Origin of the sequence: Parafrankia discariae (assembly GCF_000373365.1) — a bacterium.
Taxonomy (GTDB): Bacteria; Actinomycetota; Actinomycetes; order Frankiales; family Frankiaceae; genus Parafrankia; species Parafrankia discariae.
Genome location: NZ_KB891244.1, coordinates 15,425 through 34,686 on the forward strand (window position 1 = coordinate 15,425; position 19,262 = coordinate 34,686).

14 protein-coding genes are annotated in these 19,262 nt (G+C 73.6%); 7 read left to right on the forward strand and 7 right to left on the reverse strand.

Features of this window, described 5'->3' with window-relative positions:
• Positions 1 to 9 precede the first annotated feature (9 nt).
• The 6 genes from B056_RS0126160 to B056_RS44805 all read right to left on the reverse strand — a co-directional run bounded on the left by B056_RS0126160 (position 10) and on the right by B056_RS44805 (position 6,504).
• Positions 10 to 441: a hypothetical protein gene (locus tag B056_RS0126160; protein WP_230203196.1), complete on the reverse strand. Its 432-nt coding sequence runs from the start codon at positions 439 to 441 to the stop codon at positions 10 to 12.
• Between the two features lie 183 nt (positions 442 to 624).
• On the reverse strand, positions 625 to 966 hold the full coding sequence (locus B056_RS0126165) for a hypothetical protein (RefSeq protein WP_026240167.1): 342 nt from the start codon (positions 964 to 966) through the stop codon (positions 625 to 627).
• A 347-nt stretch (positions 967 to 1,313) separates the two neighbouring features.
• Positions 1,314 to 3,152 carry an Ig-like domain-containing protein gene (locus B056_RS0126170; protein WP_018504814.1) on the reverse strand — a complete coding sequence of 613 codons (1,839 nt, stop codon included), beginning with the start codon at positions 3,150 to 3,152 and terminating at the stop codon, positions 1,314 to 1,316.
• 144 nt (positions 3,153 to 3,296) lie between these two features.
• Entirely contained in the window at positions 3,297 to 5,132 is a 1,836-nt protein-coding gene (locus tag B056_RS0126175; RefSeq protein WP_018504815.1) for an Ig-like domain-containing protein, read from the reverse strand.
• 419 nt (positions 5,133 to 5,551) lie between these two features.
• The gene (locus B056_RS44800; protein ID WP_230203197.1) at positions 5,552 to 5,944 is read right to left on the reverse strand and encodes a hypothetical protein; all 393 of its coding nucleotides are present in this window, start codon (positions 5,942 to 5,944) and stop codon (positions 5,552 to 5,554) included.
• Positions 5,872 to 6,504 (reverse strand): hypothetical protein, encoded by a 633-nt coding sequence (locus B056_RS44805; RefSeq protein WP_230203198.1) that lies wholly within the window; start codon positions 6,502 to 6,504, stop codon positions 5,872 to 5,874. Before B056_RS44805 ends, B056_RS44800 begins: the two co-directional genes overlap by 73 nt.
• A 1,200-nt stretch (positions 6,505 to 7,704) precedes the next feature.
• Between B056_RS44805 and B056_RS0126190 the strand changes: the two genes are divergently transcribed.
• From B056_RS0126190 to B056_RS0126220, 7 genes are all read left to right on the forward strand, one after another.
• The gene (locus B056_RS0126190) at positions 7,705 to 9,531 is read left to right on the forward strand and encodes an ATP-binding protein (RefSeq protein WP_018504817.1); all 1,827 of its coding nucleotides are present in this window, start codon (positions 7,705 to 7,707) and stop codon (positions 9,529 to 9,531) included.
• A 22-nt stretch (positions 9,532 to 9,553) separates the two neighbouring features.
• Positions 9,554 to 10,717, forward strand: a complete 1,164-nt coding sequence (locus B056_RS0126195) for an exonuclease SbcCD subunit D (protein ID WP_018504818.1) — start codon at positions 9,554 to 9,556, stop codon at positions 10,715 to 10,717.
• 20 nt (positions 10,718 to 10,737) lie between these two features.
• Positions 10,738 to 14,079 (forward strand): AAA family ATPase, encoded by a 3,342-nt coding sequence (locus tag B056_RS0126200; protein WP_018504819.1) that lies wholly within the window; start codon positions 10,738 to 10,740, stop codon positions 14,077 to 14,079.
• A gap of 101 nt (positions 14,080 to 14,180) precedes the next feature.
• Positions 14,181 to 15,188 carry a hypothetical protein gene (locus B056_RS0126205; RefSeq protein WP_026240168.1) on the forward strand — a complete coding sequence of 336 codons (1,008 nt, stop codon included), beginning with the start codon at positions 14,181 to 14,183 and terminating at the stop codon, positions 15,186 to 15,188.
• Positions 15,189 to 15,324: 136 nt separating this feature from the next.
• Positions 15,325 to 16,248 carry an NAD(P)-dependent oxidoreductase gene (locus B056_RS0126210; protein ID WP_018504821.1) on the forward strand — a complete coding sequence of 308 codons (924 nt, stop codon included), beginning with the start codon at positions 15,325 to 15,327 and terminating at the stop codon, positions 16,246 to 16,248.
• 68 nt (positions 16,249 to 16,316) lie between these two features.
• Entirely contained in the window at positions 16,317 to 17,282 is a 966-nt protein-coding gene (locus tag B056_RS0126215) for an NAD(P)H-binding protein (protein WP_018504822.1), read from the forward strand.
• A gap of 69 nt (positions 17,283 to 17,351) precedes the next feature.
• Positions 17,352 to 17,702 carry a VOC family protein gene (locus B056_RS0126220; RefSeq protein WP_018504823.1) on the forward strand — a complete coding sequence of 117 codons (351 nt, stop codon included), beginning with the start codon at positions 17,352 to 17,354 and terminating at the stop codon, positions 17,700 to 17,702.
• 44 nt (positions 17,703 to 17,746) lie between these two features.
• Here B056_RS0126220 and B056_RS0126225 read toward each other — a convergent pair whose 3' ends face one another.
• Complete coding sequence (locus B056_RS0126225) at positions 17,747 to 18,730, reverse strand: intradiol ring-cleavage dioxygenase (protein ID WP_018504824.1); 984 nt, start codon at positions 18,728 to 18,730, stop codon at positions 17,747 to 17,749.
• Between the last annotated feature and the right edge of the window lie 532 nt (positions 18,731 to 19,262).

Sequence of the window (19,262 nt, forward strand, 5' to 3'; positions counted from 1 at the left end):
GCCGCCGTACTACCCGGTGACGGGTGCCCCGGCCGCCACGGTCGCGATGACCATCGGCACGGTCGCGGTGGTTGCCGCGCTCGCCGGCACGGTGGTCGTGGTCGTGGCCGTTGCCGGGGCCGCTGCGGTCGCCGAGCGCGGGGCGGGCAGCGCGGGCAGCACCGGCAGCGGGGGCAGCGCGTGCAGACCGGGGATCGTCGTGGCGATCGGTGCGGGGAGCGACGGCCGCGCGGGGGCGAGCGCGGGCAGCGGCAGCGGTGCCGACCTCGCCGCGGCGACCACCGCCCGGCGGCGTGCCGGGGTGAGGGCCGGTGTCGACGGCGCGTCCAGGTGAAGCTCGATCGCGTGCATCGCCAACATCATCAACATGAGGGCGAAGGGAAACGCCAGCACAATAAAGATCACTATTGGGGACGCCTTCCGTGCGGTGAGATCCGACACGGCTGGTCACGGTGGGCGACCCGCAGGGCCCCCACCAGCCGTTCGCCTCATTACCGCACCAACCGGCCGATTCCTTCGCCCAGGAAACGGGCCAGCCTGGCATAGGTGGGCCTCCCCGCCACGATCGGACGCACCCGACGGCCCGGGGCCGCCGACCGGCCTGCCAGTCGACGGGCCGCGGGGTCACCGTCCGTGGTTCCGGTTCCATTCCCGCATCCGCCGCGGATAGCCGAGTACCGCGGCGTCGTACACGGGCACGCCCACCGACCGTGCCAGCTTGGCGGCGACGGTCGGCGTCCCGACCCGCCGGCGGATCCAGTCGCCGTCCCGGTCCACCGCGACAACCGTCGTGTCGGTCGCGGTTGTCTCCGGCTCGACGTAGAACTCCACCCCGGTCCGCTCCGCGACGAAGGCCCGCAGGTCGGCGAGGTCCGTGGGGCTGGCCTCCCGATCGAGCAGTGTGGCCCGGCTCTTCGAACGGCCCTGGCCGTACCGGCGCAGCAACAACCGGTCCCGCCAACTCATCAGACGCCCTCCCGAAGGACCCGGCTCCAGTCGACTCCGACCATCGAAGCGCCGCCGTCCTAAACAAGCCTTGGCGGGACATCAGAACATCCTTGGACCACCCGTCGCGCTCGACGAGCCAGGCCCGGACGGCGACCCTCTCGGGGCCTGCTCGACATCGAAGCCGGCGAGCACCTCGCCCGGTCTCGGCAGCGAGATCGCGGTCGGGCCCGCGCGGCGGCGGGGCCCGGCTGCCTCCCGAACGTCCTGGAAGCAGCCGGGCCCCGGTTCGTCCGTCCGTGTCACCGACTGATCTGGCGCGATGGGCTGTCAGCCCTGGAACCGCCGACCAGCCCGCCTGACGGAATCTATCGGCACTGTCCCGATCGGACGCCGTTGACGGTGTTGCCCCTCTCCCGCACGGTGGGAATGTTTCCGGTGCAGCTCAGCCCGCCGCCGATGGTGTTCGCGGTGACGGCGGGGACGGGGTCGGCGGGGTCCGGTCCGTCACCGCTGTTGTTCTTGACCGTGAGCGGCCCGCTGATCGTGGTGCCGCTGACCGACAGCCCACCGGTGTTGGTGTTCACGGTCAGGGTGCCCTTGACGGTGCTGCCCGTGCAGGGCAGGTAGTCCGAGCCGATCAGGACGAGGCCGGTGCTGCCCTGCACCGTGATGGCTCCGTTCACCGACGTCTGGCACAGGCTGAACGCGGCGGCCTGGTTGATGGAGACCGTCCCGGCGATCTCGGCTCCGGTCACGGCCAGTGCGCCGCCGGGCTGTACCGTGATCGCGCCCTGCTGCCGGCCGCCGGCCCCGAGGCACAGGGACTGCTCGGCCGTCACGGTGATGGCACCCTTGTGCACGGTGGTGATGCAGGGCTGGCTGAAGCCGACCGTGATCGTGGCCGGTGTCGGGGTCGCGCTGGGTTTGAAGGTCGGACCGCCGCTGTAGCGGGCCGTGATCTCGCGGGCTCCGGGCTGCAGGTTGGTGGTGCGCAAGGTGGCCGTGCCCATGGTCAGCGGGACGGTCGCCACGGGGATCGTCCCGTCGAAGAAGGTGACGGAACCGGTCGGGGTGCCGGCGCCGGGCACGACCGGTGACACCGTGGCCGTCAGTTCGACGGGCCGCCCGAACAGCGGGCTCGTGGTGCTCGGGGTCAGCGAGACCGACGAGTCGTGGTCGAAGTCGGCACACAGTGCGTACGCGCTCGCGACCTGGTCGCCCGTTCCGGCTCCCCCGCCAGCCGCGATGATCGCGCTCCAGGACGACGGGTTGGTCGTCCCGTTGACGACCGGATCACCGACCGCGTCGCTGGGATAGTTGCCACGGAGGTGGGTACCGGCGGCCGGCGGCCCGGCTGTGACGCCCCTCTGTACGCCTTCTCCGCCCCCCAGCAGGGTGAGGTCCGTCGGGCAGCTCGCGGTGAGGATCGCGTATCCGCTGCCTTCCTGCGGGCCGAGACCGTCCGTCCGGGCCACCCTGATCTCCGTCTCACCGGGTTCGGCGCAGATGGCCCACGCAATGGTCTGCGCGGTCCCGTCCGACTGCCCGTTGATGAGACCCATGGCGGTCCAGTACCGGGGGTTGATCGCTCCGTCCGGGAGCGGGTTGCCCTGGGCGTCGCTGGGGAAGCTGCCCAGCGCTTTCAGGCTGGGTGACTGCGGGGGAGGCGTGTACGCGCTGCCGCCCACGACGACGGTCCCGTCGGGACACGCGGCGGTGGCGTAGGCGAGGCCGGCCCGGACCGGGCCGGGGACGGCGGTCACGGCGACCACCCGGTGGTCGAGGTTCGCTCCCTCGGCGCACACCGCGAAGCTGGTGATCTTGTCACCGTCTTCGGTCTGCCCGCCGAAGTTGCCGACGGCCGCCCAGTGCTCGGGGTTCTGCGCGCCGTCGGTGCTGCTGATCCCGTTCGCGTCGCTGGGGAAGCTCCCCTTCGCGCGCAGCCCGTTGATGGGGGGGATGGGGTCGGTGGCATCGATCTTGCTGCCCCACATGCCTCCGCTGACCAGCACGCTGCCCGCCGGGCACGATGTCACCGCCGTCGTGTTCGCCCCCGCCGCGGCGGACGGCACGGGAACATCGACGCTGGTCACATGGATCACCGGCTGCTGCGGTTCCGCCGCCGCGGCCGCGGCCGGTGCCACGACGGCGGGCGCCGCCGCGGCGAGGGCCAGCGCGAGTGGGGTCAGCGCGGCGACCACCACCCGCGATCGCCCAGGTGTCAGTTTTCGTCGACCCCGGCCCTCGGCCCGGCCCTTACCTGGCATCGTGCGAGCCCCCCGCAATCACCTGGTTGTCGGTGTTCAGCCGCGGCAACGGTCGGCGCGGGGCCGGGTTGCCGTCGATTCTCATTTGCACTGTCCGGATCGGGAGCCGTGGGCGGTGTTGGCCGTCTGCCGCAGGGTGGGAGTGTTCCCGCTGCAGCTCAGGGAGCCACCGACCTGGTTCGTGGTCACCGCGGGGACGGGATTCTCGGGGTCCGGGCCGTTACCGCCGTTGTCCTTGACCGTCAGCGATCCACCGGTCGTGTTGCCGATGATCTGTACGCCTCCGGTATTACCGGTCACGTTCAGGGCGCCCTTGATCGTGTTACCCGCACAGGGCAGATGATCCGAGCCGATCAGGACGAGGCCGGTGCCGGCCTGGACCGTGACACCGCCGCTCACCGAGCTTTGGCACAGCGTGAACGCGGAGGCGCCGCTACTGGAGACCGTCCCGACGATCTCAGCGCCGGTCACCGCCAACGCGCCGCCCGGTTCGACATTCACCGCACCCTTCTGCTGGCCGCCGGGGCCGATGCAGAGGGCCTGCTCGGGCCGCACCGTCAGGGTGCTCTTGTGCACGGTGGTGAGGCACGGCTCACTGAAACCGACCGTGATCGCCGTTGGTGCCGTGGAGCTGGGGTGGAAGGTCGGGCCTCCGCTGTAGCTCGCCGTGATCTGGTGGGTTCCGGGCTGCAGGCCGGAAGTACGGAAGACGGCGTTCCCCGCGGCAGTCAGCGCAACGGTCGCCAGGGGGGCCGTCCCGTCCGAGAAGGTGACGGTTCCGGTCGGGCTGCCGACAGTGCGCAGGGCCGGCAGCACCGAGGCCGTCAGTTCGACGGGCCGCCCGAACAGCGGGCTCGTGGTGTTCGTCGCCAGCGAGGTCGACGTGTCATGGTCGAAGTCGGCGCACAGCGCGAAGGTGCTTGTGACCTGATCGCCCGTCCCGCCGGACCCACCCGCCGCGATGAGTGAACTCCACGAGGAGGGATTGGTCGACCCGTTGCCGGCGGGAACACCCGCCGGGTCACTGGGGTAGCTGCCACGCACATACGCGTCGGCCGCATACGCCCCACCCGCGCCCCTTTGCAGGTGCTCCCCGCCGCCCAGCAGAGCCAGATCCGCCGGGCAGCTCGCGGTGGAGATCACCTGACCGTTGCTGACCTGCGGGCCGAGACCGTCCTTGCGAACCACCCTGATATCGATGTCGGCGGGCTTGGCGCACATGACGCTCGCCATGGTCCGCGTGTTCGCCGGAGCCGGCCCGCTGCCGACCACCACGGCGGTCCAGTACCGAGGGTCCGTCGCTCCGTCCGGGAGCGGGTTCCCCGCAGCGTCGCTGGGAAAACTGCTCACCGTCTTCAGGCCGGCCACCGACCCGGACAGCGCCAGCCCGCCGCCACTCACCGCCACGGTCCCGCCGGGACACGCGGCCGTCGTCTGGACGATGCCGGCCTCTCTCGGGCCGATCGCGAGTTGTGCGCGGACCGCCAGTTGGCCGAGCAACGTCGCTCCCGAGACACACACCGCGAAACTGGAGACCCTGGCGCCGTCTTCGGGCTGCCCGAAGAAGTCGCCCACACCGGCCCAGTACTCGGGGATCTCCCCCGTCTGGTCATTGATCTGGGTCCCGTCCGCGTGGCTGGGGAAGGTCCCCTTCGCGCGCAGCCCGTTGATGGGGGGGACGGGGTCGGTGACGTTGATCCCGCTGGCCCGTACACCCCCGCCGAGCAGCACGCTGCCCGTCGGGCACCAGGTCACCGCAGTCGCGGAGCCCGACGGCGTAACCGGGACGGGAACGTCGGCGGCGGTGACGCGGATCACCGGTTCCTGCGGTTCCGCCGCGGCGGCTGCGGCCGGTGCCACGACGGCGGGCGCCGCCGCGGCGAGGGCCAGCGCGAGTGTGGACAGCGCGACGGCCACTCCCCGGGATCGCCCAGGTCTCAGTTGTCGCCGGCCCCGGCCCGTGGCCCGGTCTTCACGTGGCATCGTGCCTGCCCCCCGAAATCATCTGGTTGGTCTACAGGCGCGGTGACTCCCCGCTCCTGACGTGCGGCCCAGCCGAGTGGTGACGCGGTACCGGAGACATCAGGCGAGCACCCGTGGTCGCGGATCGTCACCTGTCTGAGCGGACAGCACCGTACTACTTGCGGAGCCGCAAAAACCAGAACTATCGGCGTAATCACCCGCATCTGCGGAAGGAGAGCGTTAGGGGAAACTGTGCGCAGTAGATCCCGTACCTGAGGTAGCCCGGCAGGCGGGCCGTGCGCCGAGCGCCGCACCCACCTGCCGGGGTCGTGCTGTTCCCCTGCGTTACGTGACCATTGCGCTGCGCGCGTCGGTCAGTTGCCGGTCATGCACAGCGCCCAGACATGGGACCTGGTGGCGCTCGTCGAGCCGTTTCCTCCGGTGTGCGTGGTGGACGTCCAGTACGCCGGCGAGGTGGTGAGCGGGTTCCCGCTCGAGTCGCTGGGGTAGCTGCCGTTCAGGTGGTCACCCTGTGCTCCCGGCGCATTGAAAGCGGAGGCCGTGATGTCGCCACCGCTGATACCGGCGCCGCCACTGATCAGCGTCCCGTCGCCTTGCTCGCATCCGACGGTGGTCTTCTGCGGCGCGCCGACCGTGGTCGGGCCGGTTGTCTCGTCATAGCGCACCGTCACGGTCACGCCGCTGACGTCGATGTCATCCCCGCTGCAGATGGCGTACGCATAGGTGACGTAGCCGCTGCCCGCCATCCCGCCGTTCTGCGCACCGGCGGCCCAGGAGTCCGGGTTGGTCTCCCGTCGGCGGCGGCGATCTGACCGTTGCTGTGCGTGCCCAGGCCGGTGCCGTCCAGATAGGTGGGGTAGCTGTCGATGGGCTTGGCCGGCCCCGCGGTGCCCGGGGTGAGCCGGGCCCCGCCGCCCAGGAGACGGGTGTCCTCGGGGCAGGTCGCCGCCGCCAGGGCGGTCGCCCCGGCACTGGTCGGCCCCGCGACGCTGTTCATCACGATCTGGGTGCCCGTGATCGTGTCACCCGGGTCCAGGCACATGGCGTACGGCGTCGAGCCGAAGGCGGCGTCGAGGCCGCCGCCGGACCCACCCGTGCCGCCGACGGCGAGTGCCTGCGTCGCATCGGTGTCGACGACTCCGGGCGAGTAGGCGGAGGCAATGTACTCGGCGGTGCCGTCATAGGGCGCGATGCCCTTGACGTGCAGGTTGCTCTGCGCTGCCCCGGTACCGACGGTCTGGAGAATGCCGACCCCGGTGACCACGTCGTCGGTGTCACCGCCGCTCCGACAGTCCGCGCTGCTCACGCTTTGCGAGTTCGCCGAGCCCGGTCCGGACGTGGCGCCAGGGCTGCGGACCGTAACAGTGGTTGAGGCGTAGGCGGTTCCTGGCAGTGCGACCGCCAGCACGGCGCCCAGGGCGAGCGCTGTGAACAACGGTGGCCGTAGAGATTTTCTCGCCATTTCCTTCTTCCTCGCCGGAGAGATGGACGGACTTCCCGGCCGTGGCCCGAGGGAGCTCACGAACCTTTCACGGCCGGATTCGTGGCGGACTGAAAAATCGCAGGATCCAGATAGGAGAACCCCTCGGCATCCCTCCCGAAACACCGTGACGCACGCGCCGCGTCTCCCGGCGCGGCCACCTGGAAGATCTCAATGCGCGCGATGCCGCAGGAGAGGACCAGCCAAGTGACCTCTCGATCGCTTCTTCACGGCTGGGCAACCACAGCGGTACCGGACTCTCGCCGCCCACCTCTCGGGTGACCGGCCCAGAGACGTGACGACGAGCCCGACAGGCCTTTCCCATGCCGTGGTCCGCATCAGGAGCAGATCTTCCGGGACGGAAACATACCTGGTTGGCGCCGCATCTGCGGTTGATTATCGATAATTCTTCCGGTTCTGCGGATGTGATGTCGCCTGTGTGGCCAGCCGACCGCGGCCGCTCCGGATGGAGCCACGTGGGCGCGTCGGCGTGGCACTGCCTGTCCCGCAGGGGATTCGCCACTGTGCCGCCGCGAGTCGACGACGCCCGGGTGCCGATCGAGACGGCCGGCGCGGAGCGGCCCGCGCACGGCGTGGCAGGCGGCGGTTTCAGGTCGCGGGCCTTCGCGCCGGTGGGAGCCCTGCTCGCTCCTGCCGTGTCCGGATCACCGTGACGTGCCGGGGGGTTGCCTTTCTTGGTCGAATTATCCTCAAGATAATCAACCGCGTTGACGACACTCCGTCCGTTGGCGATCTTGAGGTGAGCTGAAGGCGCATCCGATGCCTCCCGGTCGGGCGGCGAACGCGTGGGAGGTCGCTGGTCGAGGTGGCACCGGCTGGGTGTCGGACCTCACGGCTAGCCTGGTGACGGCCGGTCGCCGGATGCGCCGGGCGATCGTCTGTGACGGAGGGTGCCGGGTGTCGGGCGCTGCATGGCCATTGGCATTGGCAGGCCGGCAGTCGCAGGCCGGTCGTGGCAGATCGGCAGGAGCAGGTCGGTAGGGGCAGTCGGTTGGGGGTTCGTGCATGACGGTTGAGGTCGGTGGGGCGAACGGCAGGCGTACCGCCGGCCCGGCGCGGAAGGCGGCGGCCGTGGCGCCGGTCGGCCGGGTGCTCGGCACGGAGGAGAACACGCCTCTGCTGTTCCACGTCGCCCTGCTGGAGGGCAGCTACCTGCAGCTTGACGACGTGGTCGTCACCGTCCGCGCGGTGCCCGGGGTCGGGCCGGTGATGACCGCCGGCATCGTCACCCAGGTGCGGGCCCGGCACGAGGGCGCGTCCTTCGGCTCGGATGTCTTCCTGATCGCCGACGGCGTCCTGCCCGCGCAGGTGCAGGAGATCGCCGAGGTCACCACGACCCGGGTGGAGCCGGAGGTCTACGTCCCGCCGCTGCCCGGTGAGCAGGTGCGGCGGGCGACCGGCGACGAGCGGGCGACGGCGCTGTACTTCGACATGATGGACAAGCGGATCCCGGTCGGCATCGGGCGGGACGGCAACCCGATCTACGTCAACCTCGAGTTCCTCGACGGCACCCGGGGCGCGCACGTCTCCATCAGCGGCATCTCGGGGGTCGCCACCAAGACCAGTTTCGCGCTCTTCCTGCTGCATTCGATCTTCCGCTGTGGGGTGCTGGGGCGGGCCGCGGTGAACACCAAGGCGCTGGTGTTCTCGGTGAAGGGCGAGGACCTGCTGTTCCTCGACCACGGCAACGTCCGGATCGACGACGATGTGCGCGCGCGCTACCGCCTGCTGGACCTGCCCGCCGAGCCGTTCCGCTCGGTCGGCTTCTTCGCCCCGCCGCTGCCCGACGACACCTCGGGACGGCCGCACGTCGCCTCCCGGCCTACCGGGGTGGCCGCGTTCTGGTGGACGATCCAGGAGTTCTGCGCGGGTGAGCTGCTGCCGTACGTGTTCGCCGACGCCGAGGACGACCGCAACCAGTACACGATCGTCGTCCACCAGGTGGCCCTGCGGCTGCGCACGGACGCGGTGCCCGCCGGCGCCGACGGGGCCGTCAGCATCGACGGCCAGCTGGTGCGGACCTACTCCGAGCTGGTCGACCTGATCGTCGACCGGCTGACCGACGAGGAGACGCGCCGGGACTGGGCCGGCCCGGTGACGGGCGCCGGGACGGTCAACGCGTTCGTCCGCCGGCTGCGGTCGTCGTTGCGTTCGCTGCGGTCGCTGATCCGGGCGGATCTGGCGGACAGTCCGCGCCGGCGGGTGTCGACGGCCGACCAGCAGGTGACCGTGGTCGACCTGCACAACCTGCCGGAGCGGGCGCAGCGGTTCGTCGTCGGGGTGGTGCTCGCCGCGGAGACGAGACGCAAGGAGGAGGCCGGCGCCGGCGGCCTGCTGTTCACGATGATCGACGAGCTGAACAAGTACGCCCCGCGGGAGGGCACGAGCCCCATCAAGGAGGTGCTGCTCGACATCGCCGAGCGTGGCCGTTCGCTGGGCATCATCCTGATCGGCGCGCAGCAGACCGCGAGCGAGGTCGAGCGGCGGATCATCGCGAACAGCTCGATCAAGGTGGTCGGCCGGCTGGACTCGGCCGAGGCGGGCCGGCCCGAGTACGGGTTCCTGCCGCCCGGGCAGCGCGCCCGGGCCACGCTGGCCAAGCCGGGCACGATGTTCATCTCCCAGCCGGAGATCCCGGTGCCGCTCGCGGTGGAGTTCCCGTTCCCCGCCTGGGCGACCCGGCACTCCGAGACCGCGGGCCTCGCATCCGCGGCCACCGACCCGCCGCCCGGCTCACCCACCGGACCGCCCGGCAAGCCGCCCCCCGCGCCGATGCCCCGCAACCCCTTCGACCTCCTGCCCAACCCCACCGACGAGGCCCCGCCGTTCTGACCTCCGGCCGTTAGGGACCGCCATGAAGTTCCTGCACACCTCGGACTGGCACCTCGGCAAGACGCTCAAGGGACGCAACCGGCTCGACGAGCAGCGCGCGGTACTCGGGGAGATCATCGGGATCGCCCGGGAGCACGAGGTCGACGCGGTGCTCGTCGCCGGGGACGTCTACGACAGCGCGGCCCCGCCGGCGGCGGCCCAGCAGCTCGCCGTGCAGGCGCTGGTCGCGTTGCGCGGCACCGGGGCCGAGGTGGTCGTGATCGCGGGCAACCACGACCATCAGCCGACCTTCGACGCCTACCGGCCGCTGATGTCCGCCGCCGGGATCACCCTGGTCGGAACGCCGCGCACCGCCGCCGACGGTGGGGTGGTCACGTTCCGGGCGCCTGGCACCGGGGAGCCGGTGACCGTGGCGGCGTTGCCGTTCGTCTCCCAGCGGTACGCCGTCCGCGCCGCAGACCTGGTGACCCAGACGCCCGACCAGACCTCGGCCCGCTACGACCAGGTCGTGCGCGCCCTGGTGGAACAGTTGCGCGGCGGCTTCGACGACAACGCGGTGAACCTCGTCCTGGCCCATCTGACGGTGACGAACGGCCTGTTCGGCGGCGGGGAGCGGATGGCCCAGTCGATCTTCGAGTATCACGTGTCCGCGGCGGCGTTCCCCGCGGACGCCCACTATGTGGCGCTGGGGCATCTGCACCGGCGGCAGACCCTCGCCGCGCCGTGTCCGGTGGTGTACTCCGGTGCGCCGCTCGCGGTCGACTTCGGGGAGCAGGAGAACACGAACGTGGTGTGCCTCGTCGAGGCGAGCCCCGGCGTCCCCGCCCGGGTCACCGACATCGCGCTGACGGCCGGCCGCCGGCTGCGGACGGTCCGCGGCACGGTCGCCGAGCTCGCCGCGCGGGCCCCGGAGCTCGCAGAGGACCTGCTGCGGGTGGTGGTGCGCGAGCCGGCCCGGGCGGGGCTGCGCGACGACGTCCAGGAGCTGCTGCCGAACGCGCTCGAGGTCGGCATCGATCCGGAGTTCCGGGTGGCCCTCGGCGGGTCACGCCCGAGCGCGGCGGCGCTGGCGCGGCGCAGCCCGGCGGACCTGTTCCGGGAGTACTGCGCCGCCGAGCGGTTCGACGATCCCCGGGTCGAGGCGCTGTTCGTCCGGCTGCACGACGACGCCTCCAGCGGCGACTGAGGGACCTGGGAGGAGACTGAATGCGCCCGGTACAGCTGGACCTCGCCGGTTTCGGGTCGTTCCGGGAACCGGCGGTGCTCGACCTCGCCGACGCCGACTACTTCGCGCTGGTGGGCCCGACCGGCGCCGGCAAGTCGACGCTGATCGACGCGCTGACGTTCGCGCTGTTCGGTTCGGTGCCGCGCTGGAACAACCGGGCGACGGTGCACCTGGCGCTCGCCCCGACCGCGGCCCGGGGCACCGTGCGTCTCGTCTTCGACGTGGCCGGCGCCCGCTACGTGGTGGCGCGGGAGCTGCGCCGGGCCGCCCGCGGCGGGGTGAGCGTGCGCAACGCCCGGTTCGAGCGGCTGGTCGACCCGGCCGGCGCGGGTGAGCCGGGGGAGCCGACGGAGGTGCTCGCCGCGGGCGCGCCCGCGGTCACCGCGGCGGTCGAGGAGCTGCTCGGGCTCACCTTCGAGCATTTCTGCACCTGTGTGGTGCTTCCGCAGGGTGAGTTCGCCGAGTTCCTGCGGGCGAAGCCGAGCGAGCGGCAGGCCATCCTCACCCGGCTGCTCGGGCTGGGCGTCTACGACACGATCCGCGCGGCGGCCAACGCCCGCGCGAGTGACCAGCGTCAGCGCGCGGACGTGTTCGCCGAGCAGCTCGCCGGGTACGCGGACGCGACGGCGGCCGCCGAGACCGCCGCGGCCGACCGGGTCGGGGCGCTCACCCGGCTGGCGGCCGAGGTGGCCGGCGCGCTCGCCGAGCTGGCGGGGCTGGACACCGCCGCCGCGCAGGCCGCCGCCGAGACCGCCAGGCTGGCCGCCGAGCGCGACCGGCTCGCCGCCGTCCGGCCGCCGGCCGGGCTGGCGGATCTCGCCGGGCGGCTGCGCGCGGCCCGGGCCGCCGACACGGATGCCCGTGAGCGCCGGCAGGAGGCCGAGCGGGCGGACAGCGTCGCGCGGGAACAGCTCGCGGCCGCCGCGCCGCGCGGCCCGCTCGACCGGTCTGCCCGTGACCACGCGGAGCTCGCCGACCTGCTCGCGACCCGGCCGACGGCCGGCACCGAGCAGGCCGCCGCCGACACGGCCCTCGCCGCCGCGGCCGCGGCGCTCGAGGAGGCGAGAGACGGGCTGGCGACGGCGCGGGCCGCCGAACGAGCGGCCGAGCGGGCCGCCGACCTCGCCGCCGCCGAGACGGGCCGGCTCGGGTCCGAGCTGGATCTGCTCGCCGGTGTCCGGGCGCCGGGTGGGCTGGCGGCCCTCACCGGCCGGCTGCGCGAAGCCGAGGCGGTGCGGGCCGCGGCCGTCGAATATCGGGAGGCGGCCGAGCGGGCGGATACCGCCGTCCGTGCGGAGCGGGCCGCCGCGCCGCCGCGTGGCCCGCTGGAGCGGGCGCTGCGCGACCACGAGCGGCTCGCCGAGCTGTCGGCCGGCCAGGCCGGGGCGGCGGCCGCCCACGGCGAGGCCCGGGCCGCGCTCGACCGGGCGAACGCGGCCCTGGAGGCGGCCCGGCACGCCCGGCAGCGGGCGGCCGGCGTCCGGGACGAGGCCGCCCGCGCCGATCTGGCCGCGGCGCTGCGGCCGCACCTGGTGGTGGGGGAGGACTGCCTGGTCTGCGCGCGGCCCGTCGCGACGCTGCCACCCGCGTTGCCGGCCGCCGGTCTCGGTGTCGCGGACGAGGCGGTGGCCGCCGCCGAGCACGAGCTCGCCGCCTGCACCGCGCAGGCGCACGCCGCCACGCGGGCGGCGCTGGAATCCGAGGCCCACCTCACGGACCTGGATAACCGGGTCGAGGAGCTGCGTCGCGGGCTCACCGACGCGCCGGACGCCCGGCACGCGGCGGCTCTGCTCGCGGACGTCGAACGGCTCGACGGCGACGTCGCCCGTGCCGACCTGGCGCTGCGTCGGGCCCGTGACGCCGCGGCCGCCGCCGACGCGGCCGTCACCCGCTCCCGGGACGAGGCGGCCGGGGCCCGGCGGGCGCTCGACGCCGTCCGCGACCCGTTGGTGTTCCTCGGCGCCCCCGCTCTGCCGGACGGTGACCTGGAGGCGGCCTGGGCGACGCTGGTCACCTGGGCCGCCGGGCTGGCCCGTGACCGGGCCGGCCAGCGGGACGCGGCGGCCGGGCGCTCGGCCGCGGCCGCGGGGTCGCTCGCCGCCGCGCGGCAGGCGCTGGCCCTCGCCTCCGCGGGGCAGGCGCGGGCGGACGAGGAGCGGATCGCCGCGGCCCGGGCCCAGCAGCGGGCCGCCACCCGGATCGCGACCCTGGACGATCGGACCGAAGCCCTGCGCGCCGCGCTCGCCGGTGCGCCGACCGCTGCGGCGGTGGCGGCCGCGCTCGCCGAGCTGGACCGACTCGCCGCCACCGCCGACCGGGCCGACCAGCGGCTGCGTGCCGCCCGGGCGGAGGCCGACGACGCCGAGCGGGCGTTCGAGCGGGCCCGGGACGCCCTCGGCGCGGCCGGCGTCGCGCTGGCCGCGGCCCGCGACGGTCTCGTCCCGCTCGGCGCGCCCGTGGTCGACGGCGAGGACGTCCTGGCCGGCTGGACGGTGCTGGCCGACTGGTCCCGCGGGCAGGTGACGGCCCGGGAGCGGCTGCTCGCCGAGGCCGCCGCCGAGGCCGAGGCCGCCCGCCGGCGGCACGAGGAGGCGGACCGGGCGCTGGGCGAGCGGCTCGCCACCCACGATCTGCCACCCGGCCCCGGCCCCGGCCCCGGTTCTGGTTCTGGTTCTGGTTCCAGGACCGCCGACGGTGCGTCCGTCGTGGTGGCGGACGGGCTGGCGGGGGCTCGCGCGGAGCTCGCCCGGGTCGTCGAGCGCCGGGCCGAGGCCGCCCGGCTCGCCGCCGAGGTGGCGGCGGCGCGTGAGGCGGATCAGATCGCCCGCCAGCTCGGCCAGCTGCTGCGCTCCGACCGGTTCCCGCGCTGGATGGTGGCCGCCGCGCTGGATATCCTGGTCGAGGAGGCGTCGGTGACGCTGTCGGAGCTTTCCGGCGGGCAGTTCGAGCTGACCCACGAGGAGGGCGAGTTCCTGGTCGTCGACCACGCCGACGCCGACTCGCGCCGGCCGGTGCGGACCCTGTCCGGCGGGGAGACGTTCCAGGCCAGCCTGGCGTTGGCGCTCGCGTTGTCCTCCCAGCTGCGGGCGATGGCGGCCGGTGGGGCGGCCTCGCTCGACTCGCTGTTCCTCGACGAGGGCTTCGGCACCCTCGACGAGGCGACCCTGGATGTCGTCGCGAGCACCCTGGAGAGTCTCGCGAGCGGCGGCGGGCGGATGGTCGGCCTGGTCACCCACGTCCAGGCGCTGGCAGAGCGGGTCCCCGTACGCTTCGCGGTGAACCGGGACCAGCGGACGTCGACCGTCGTCAGGGAGCGCACTTGACCGAGGCACCAGCACGCCCGCGGCCGGCCGCGCCGGCCGGACCGGCCGCCGCACCGTCCGCACCGGTCGAACCCGCCGCACCGGTCGTGCCCGCGGGCGGGATGAGGTTCAGTGTCGACGCCTGGGATCCCGGCTACGGGACGAGCCTCGGCGAGGAGGAGCTCGTCGAGTCCAGCGCCCCGGTCGTGCTGGACGTCGAGGTGCCCGAGTCGGCGTGGGCGCCGCGGGACCCGGCCCCGGGCACGGCCGCGCCGGCCGCGGTGCTGTTCGTCGACGGGGTGCGCCGGGTCGAGGGCCGCGCCTGGATCCACGACAGCGTGCCCACCGGTGAGCGGGCGACGTCCGCGCTGCCGGCCCTGTGCGCCTCCTACGCCAGCGGCGTCGTCTGCTGCTGCGCTGCCGGGGCCCACCTGGCCGTCGCGACGGTGCGCCGGGGGACGTTCACCGCCGCCGCGCACGCCGCGGACGTCCGGACGTCCGCCGGTGACTATCCCGTGCGCCGCACGCGCGCGACCGACCCGGTCGGGCTGAGCCTGGCGTTGCAGCGGGCCCTCGGCGAGCTCGAGGTGGAGTCGGCCGCCGCGGCCCGCGCCCAGCTCGGCGACCACCCGACCGGCGGCCACCCGGGCGGCCACACCGGCGGCCACCTGGCGGACGGCACCGACCTGCTGGTCGTCGACGGCCCGCTGCGCGGGCGTCAGCATCTGCCGCGGACCCTGGGCTTCGTCAAGACCCACCAGTCGGCCTACCTTCCGCCGCGCCAGCACGCGATGGTCGGCACCCTGGGCCCGGGGCAGCGCACCCCGGTCTTCCTGATGGGTTCCAGCTGGGACCGGCACAGCTGGTACCTGCGGCTGCCCGGCGGGCCGGGCGCGCCGTGGGCCGGGGTGGTGCGGGTCGAGTGCGGCGCGGACATGTCCGCCGCCGAGGCGATCGCGCTGGCCGACCAGAGCCAGGTGACGCTGCGGCGCTTCGCCTCCGCCGAGTTCAAGGACGCCCGCGCCCCGCAGAACCTCTACCCGATCGCCGGCCTGGAACGGGCGCTGCGCCGCCGGATGGGCGACCCCCAGCTGCTGTACCGCGCGCTGCGCCGTGCCGCGGTGAACTGAGCCGGCCGCCCCCGGCGGCGGGGCCGGGTGGTACGAACTCGTGGGACGTACGGGGTCGTACGAGGTGGCAGTGGGACGCAGTCGTGCGTGGTCGCACAGGAAGCGGGTTGTCTTGTCCGTCGCAGGTTCCTCGCCGGTGTCGCCCGAGCCGATGTCACCGGAGTCGACCCGGGTCGGGTGGATCGGCACCGGGGTGATGGGCGCGTCCATGTGCGGGCACCTGCTGCGCGGTGGCTACCGGGTGACGGTCACGACCCGCAGCCGGGACAGCGCGGCCGGCCTGCTCGCCGCGGGGGCGACCTGGGCCGACTCGCCCGCCGAGGTGGCGGCCGGCAGCGACGTCGTGTTCTCGATGGTGGGCCTGCCCGCGGACGTCCGCGAGGTGCTGCTCGGGCCCGCAGGCGCGCTCGCCGGTGCCGCGCCCGGGGCGGTGCTCGTCGACATGACGACGAGTGAGCCCGCGCTGGCGGTCGAGATCGGCCGGGCCGCCGGTGAGGTCGGGGCGCACGCGCTGGACGCGCCGGTGTCGGGCGGCGACGTCGGCGCCCGCAACGCCACCCTGTCGATCATGGTCGGTGGCCCGGTCGACGTGTTCGAGGCGGTCCGCCCCGGGTTCGCGGCGCTGGGCGCCGTGATCGTCCGGCAGGGTGATCACGGCGCCGGTCAGCACACGAAGATGGTCAACCAGATCCTCATCGCCAGCACCATGGTCGCGATGTCGGAGGGACTGCTGTACGCCAGCCGGGTCGGGCTGGACGTCGCCGGGGTGCTGGAGTCGGTGGCCAGCGGCGCCGCCGGCAGCTGGTCGCTGTCGAACCTCGCGCCGCGGGTGGTGGCCGGGAACTTCGCGCCCGGGTTCTTCGTCGACCACATGGTCAAGGATCTCGGTATCGCGCTCGCCGAGGCGCGGCGGGCCAGGCTCGCCCTGCCGGGGCTGGCGCTCGCCAACCAGCTCTACGTGGCCCTGCAGGCGCAGGACCGCGGCCGGGACGGCGCCCAGGCACTGGTGCACGCGCTGGCCTCGCTGTCCGGCCTGGAATGGCCCCCGCACCCGGCGTGACCGGGCCCGGCTGCCCCCACCACGGGCCGGCGGCGCGTACGCCGAGGTCAGCGGGGTAGACGGTAGCAATGGACGCGCTCGGAGCGGACACGGTCGGAGCGGGCACCGTCGGAACGGGCACCGTCCTGGTCACCGGTGCCGGCGGCGGGGTGGGCGGGGTCGGGCGCACCGTCGTCGAGCTGCTGCGCGAGCGGTCCGTCCCGGTGCGCGCGCTGGTGCACCACGACGACGAACGGGCCGAGACGCTGCGCGGGTGGGGCGCGGAGGTGGTCGTGGGCGACCTGACCCGCCCCGACGACGTGGCCGGCGCGCTCGCGGGCTGCCGCCGGATGTTCTTCAACATGAGCGTCTCCCCGGCCTACCTCGAGGCCACGGCGACGGTCGCCACGGTCGCGCGGGCGGTTGGAACCCTGGACACGCTGGTGGCCATGTCGCAGATGACGGTCTCGCAGATGACCGCGGTCAGCACCGAGGAGTCGCACCAGCAGCGGCTGCACTGGCTCTCCGAGCAGGTGCTCGACTGGTCCGGACTGCCGGTGCGGCACCTGCGCCCCACCGTGTTCCTGGACAATCCGCTGTTCACGGTCCTGGCCGCCCGGTCCATCGCGGACGACGCGACCATCCGCCTCCCGTTCGGCCGCGGTCGGACGTCCCCGGTCGCCGCCTCGGACGTCGCCCGGGTCGCCGCCGAGCTCCTCACCGACCCGGCGGCGCACCGTGCGCACGTGTACGAGCTGACCGGCCCGCGTTCGCAGGACATGGACGGCGTCGCCGCCGAGTTCTCCCGGGCGCTGGGCCGCCCGGTGACCTACGTGGACGTCCCGCCCGACGAGTGGGTGAACCTGGTGGCGACCCAGACGGACCTGGCTCCGTTCACCCGGGACCACATCGTGACGATGGCGCGGCTGCACCGCCAGAACCGCTACGACCGGGCGACCACGACCGTCGAACAGGTGACGGGACGGCCGGCGCGCGGCGTCGCGGAGTTCGTCGCCGAGCGGGCCGGGCTCGTCGGCCACCCGCTCGGCGGCTGACGCCCGCCGCCCGCGGCCCCGCAGCCCGAGGGCCAGCCACCGGAGGGGTTTTCGTGTCAGACTCCGTACGTGCCGAGATTTCACCATGCCAACCTCGGAGTTCCGCCGGCCGCCGCCGACGCCGAGGCGGAGTTCCTGGTGGGGGTGCTCGGCTACCGGCGGCTCGAACCGCCGGCGGTGGTCCGGGACCGCGCGCGGTGGTTCGAGGCCGACGACGGCACCCAGGTCCATCTGAGCCTCGACCCCGACCACGTTCCCGCGGCCAAGGCGCACACGGCGATCGAGGTCGGGCCCGACTGCGTCGCCATCGAGGCCCGGCTGACCGCGGCCGGCATCCCGTTCACCGCGGGTGACTTCGACGGCCGGCGGATCGTGATCTGCCGCGACCCCGCCGGCAACGGCTGGGAGCTGCGCGGCTGATCCGCGGCTGATTCCGAGGGCGGCCCGGCTGTTCCCGGCGGCCGTCAGCGTCCGCCAGGTGCCCGGCCACCGGGCGCGCCGCCCGGTGCCCCGCCGCCGGAGACCTGGCCGCCGCCCGCGGCCGTCGACGTGTCGACGCCCAGGGTGAGGGAGACCGCGTACCCGGCGGAGACGTCGCCGGTCACGGTGGCGAGCTGGGTGGCGGCCCCGTCATCGCCGAAGACGCCGTCGTTGTTCAAGCTGACCTGCGCCAGGTTGGTCACGGACGCCTCGTAGCCCGACTGGGCGTAGACCTTCTCGCAGACGTCCTGCGGCAGCGCGAGCTGCGAGGTGGCGATGGCCTTGGTCGAGTCGGTGATGCTGGCCTGGTCGGGATAGACCTCGAAGTGGACGTGCGGCCAGCGCCCCGAGTAGCACGCCGGGAAGACGCTGGTGAACCGGACCGTGCCGGCGGAGTCGGCGACCTGGACCCCGCGCAGGTAGTTCTGGTCGGTGACGCCGTCGGAGTACAGCGAGTAGCGGCCCTCCCGGTCGCAGTGCCACACGTACACGGCCACCCCGGCGAACGGCGAGCCGCCGTTCGCGAGGTCGCGGACCGTCAGCGCCAGCGTCATGGGGACGCCCTCGGCGGTACCGGTCGAGTCGCCGAAGCTGGACCGGATGTCACTGCGGACCACACCGCTCTGCTCGAGGACGTCCGGCCCGTTCGACCCGTCGCCCGGGTAGGGGCCCGCCGTCTCCTCGGGGATCTCCCCGGCCGCCGTGGCCGTGGCCGAGGTCGTCGCGGCCGAGGTCGCCGAGGTGGATGTCCCCGAGGTGGCCGCGGCCGTGGAACCGGCGGAGTCCGAGCCGCAGGCCGCCAGGCCCGCCGCCGCGGCGCCGAGGCCGAAGAAGGTCAGCATCCGCCGCCGGCTGAGCAGTGTGCCGACGTCGAAGGCGAGGCCCTGGTCGACGATCTCCTCGTCGGGCCGTGCCAGCGGGCGCCCCTCGTACGCCCGCGTCCGGCCGGAACCCCGGTGATCCGCCATGTGCCCTCCAACTGGGATCGGCTGAGCTTGATGGCTCGAGCATGGCGGGCCGGGCGTTGCCCACGCTGTGCGCCTTCTGTGCGTTTGCTGTGCGCTCGGGTCTGGTGGCCGGGAGCGGTTGATCCGTCCCGGCGGCGGCTGGTCGCGGGCGTCGCGGCCGCGGACCGGATCGGCGATCGAACCGGGTTCGCGAGATGGCCCCGTCGCTCGCCTGGAGTGTCCATAATGATGCGCACCGTCAGATCTGGGCTCATCTTTCACTGAGCCTTTTCAGAGTTGCTTTGCCTGAATCGTGGGAACGTTCCATCTCGCGCGCATGAAGGAGCCGCCGACGGGCGACCCGGAGGCCGGAAGTTGTCCGGACGCTGTCGGTCCGGACATGAGAAATAGAGAAGCCCTCGGTAGATCACAGGATGCCTAATCACCGTGACCTTGACCGAGGACTTCCGTTGCTAACCTACCCTGGCGCCATCATCCTGCCCGAGTCGACCCTGGAGTTCCTGGCCGCGCTGCTGGCCGACGACCGCGCCCA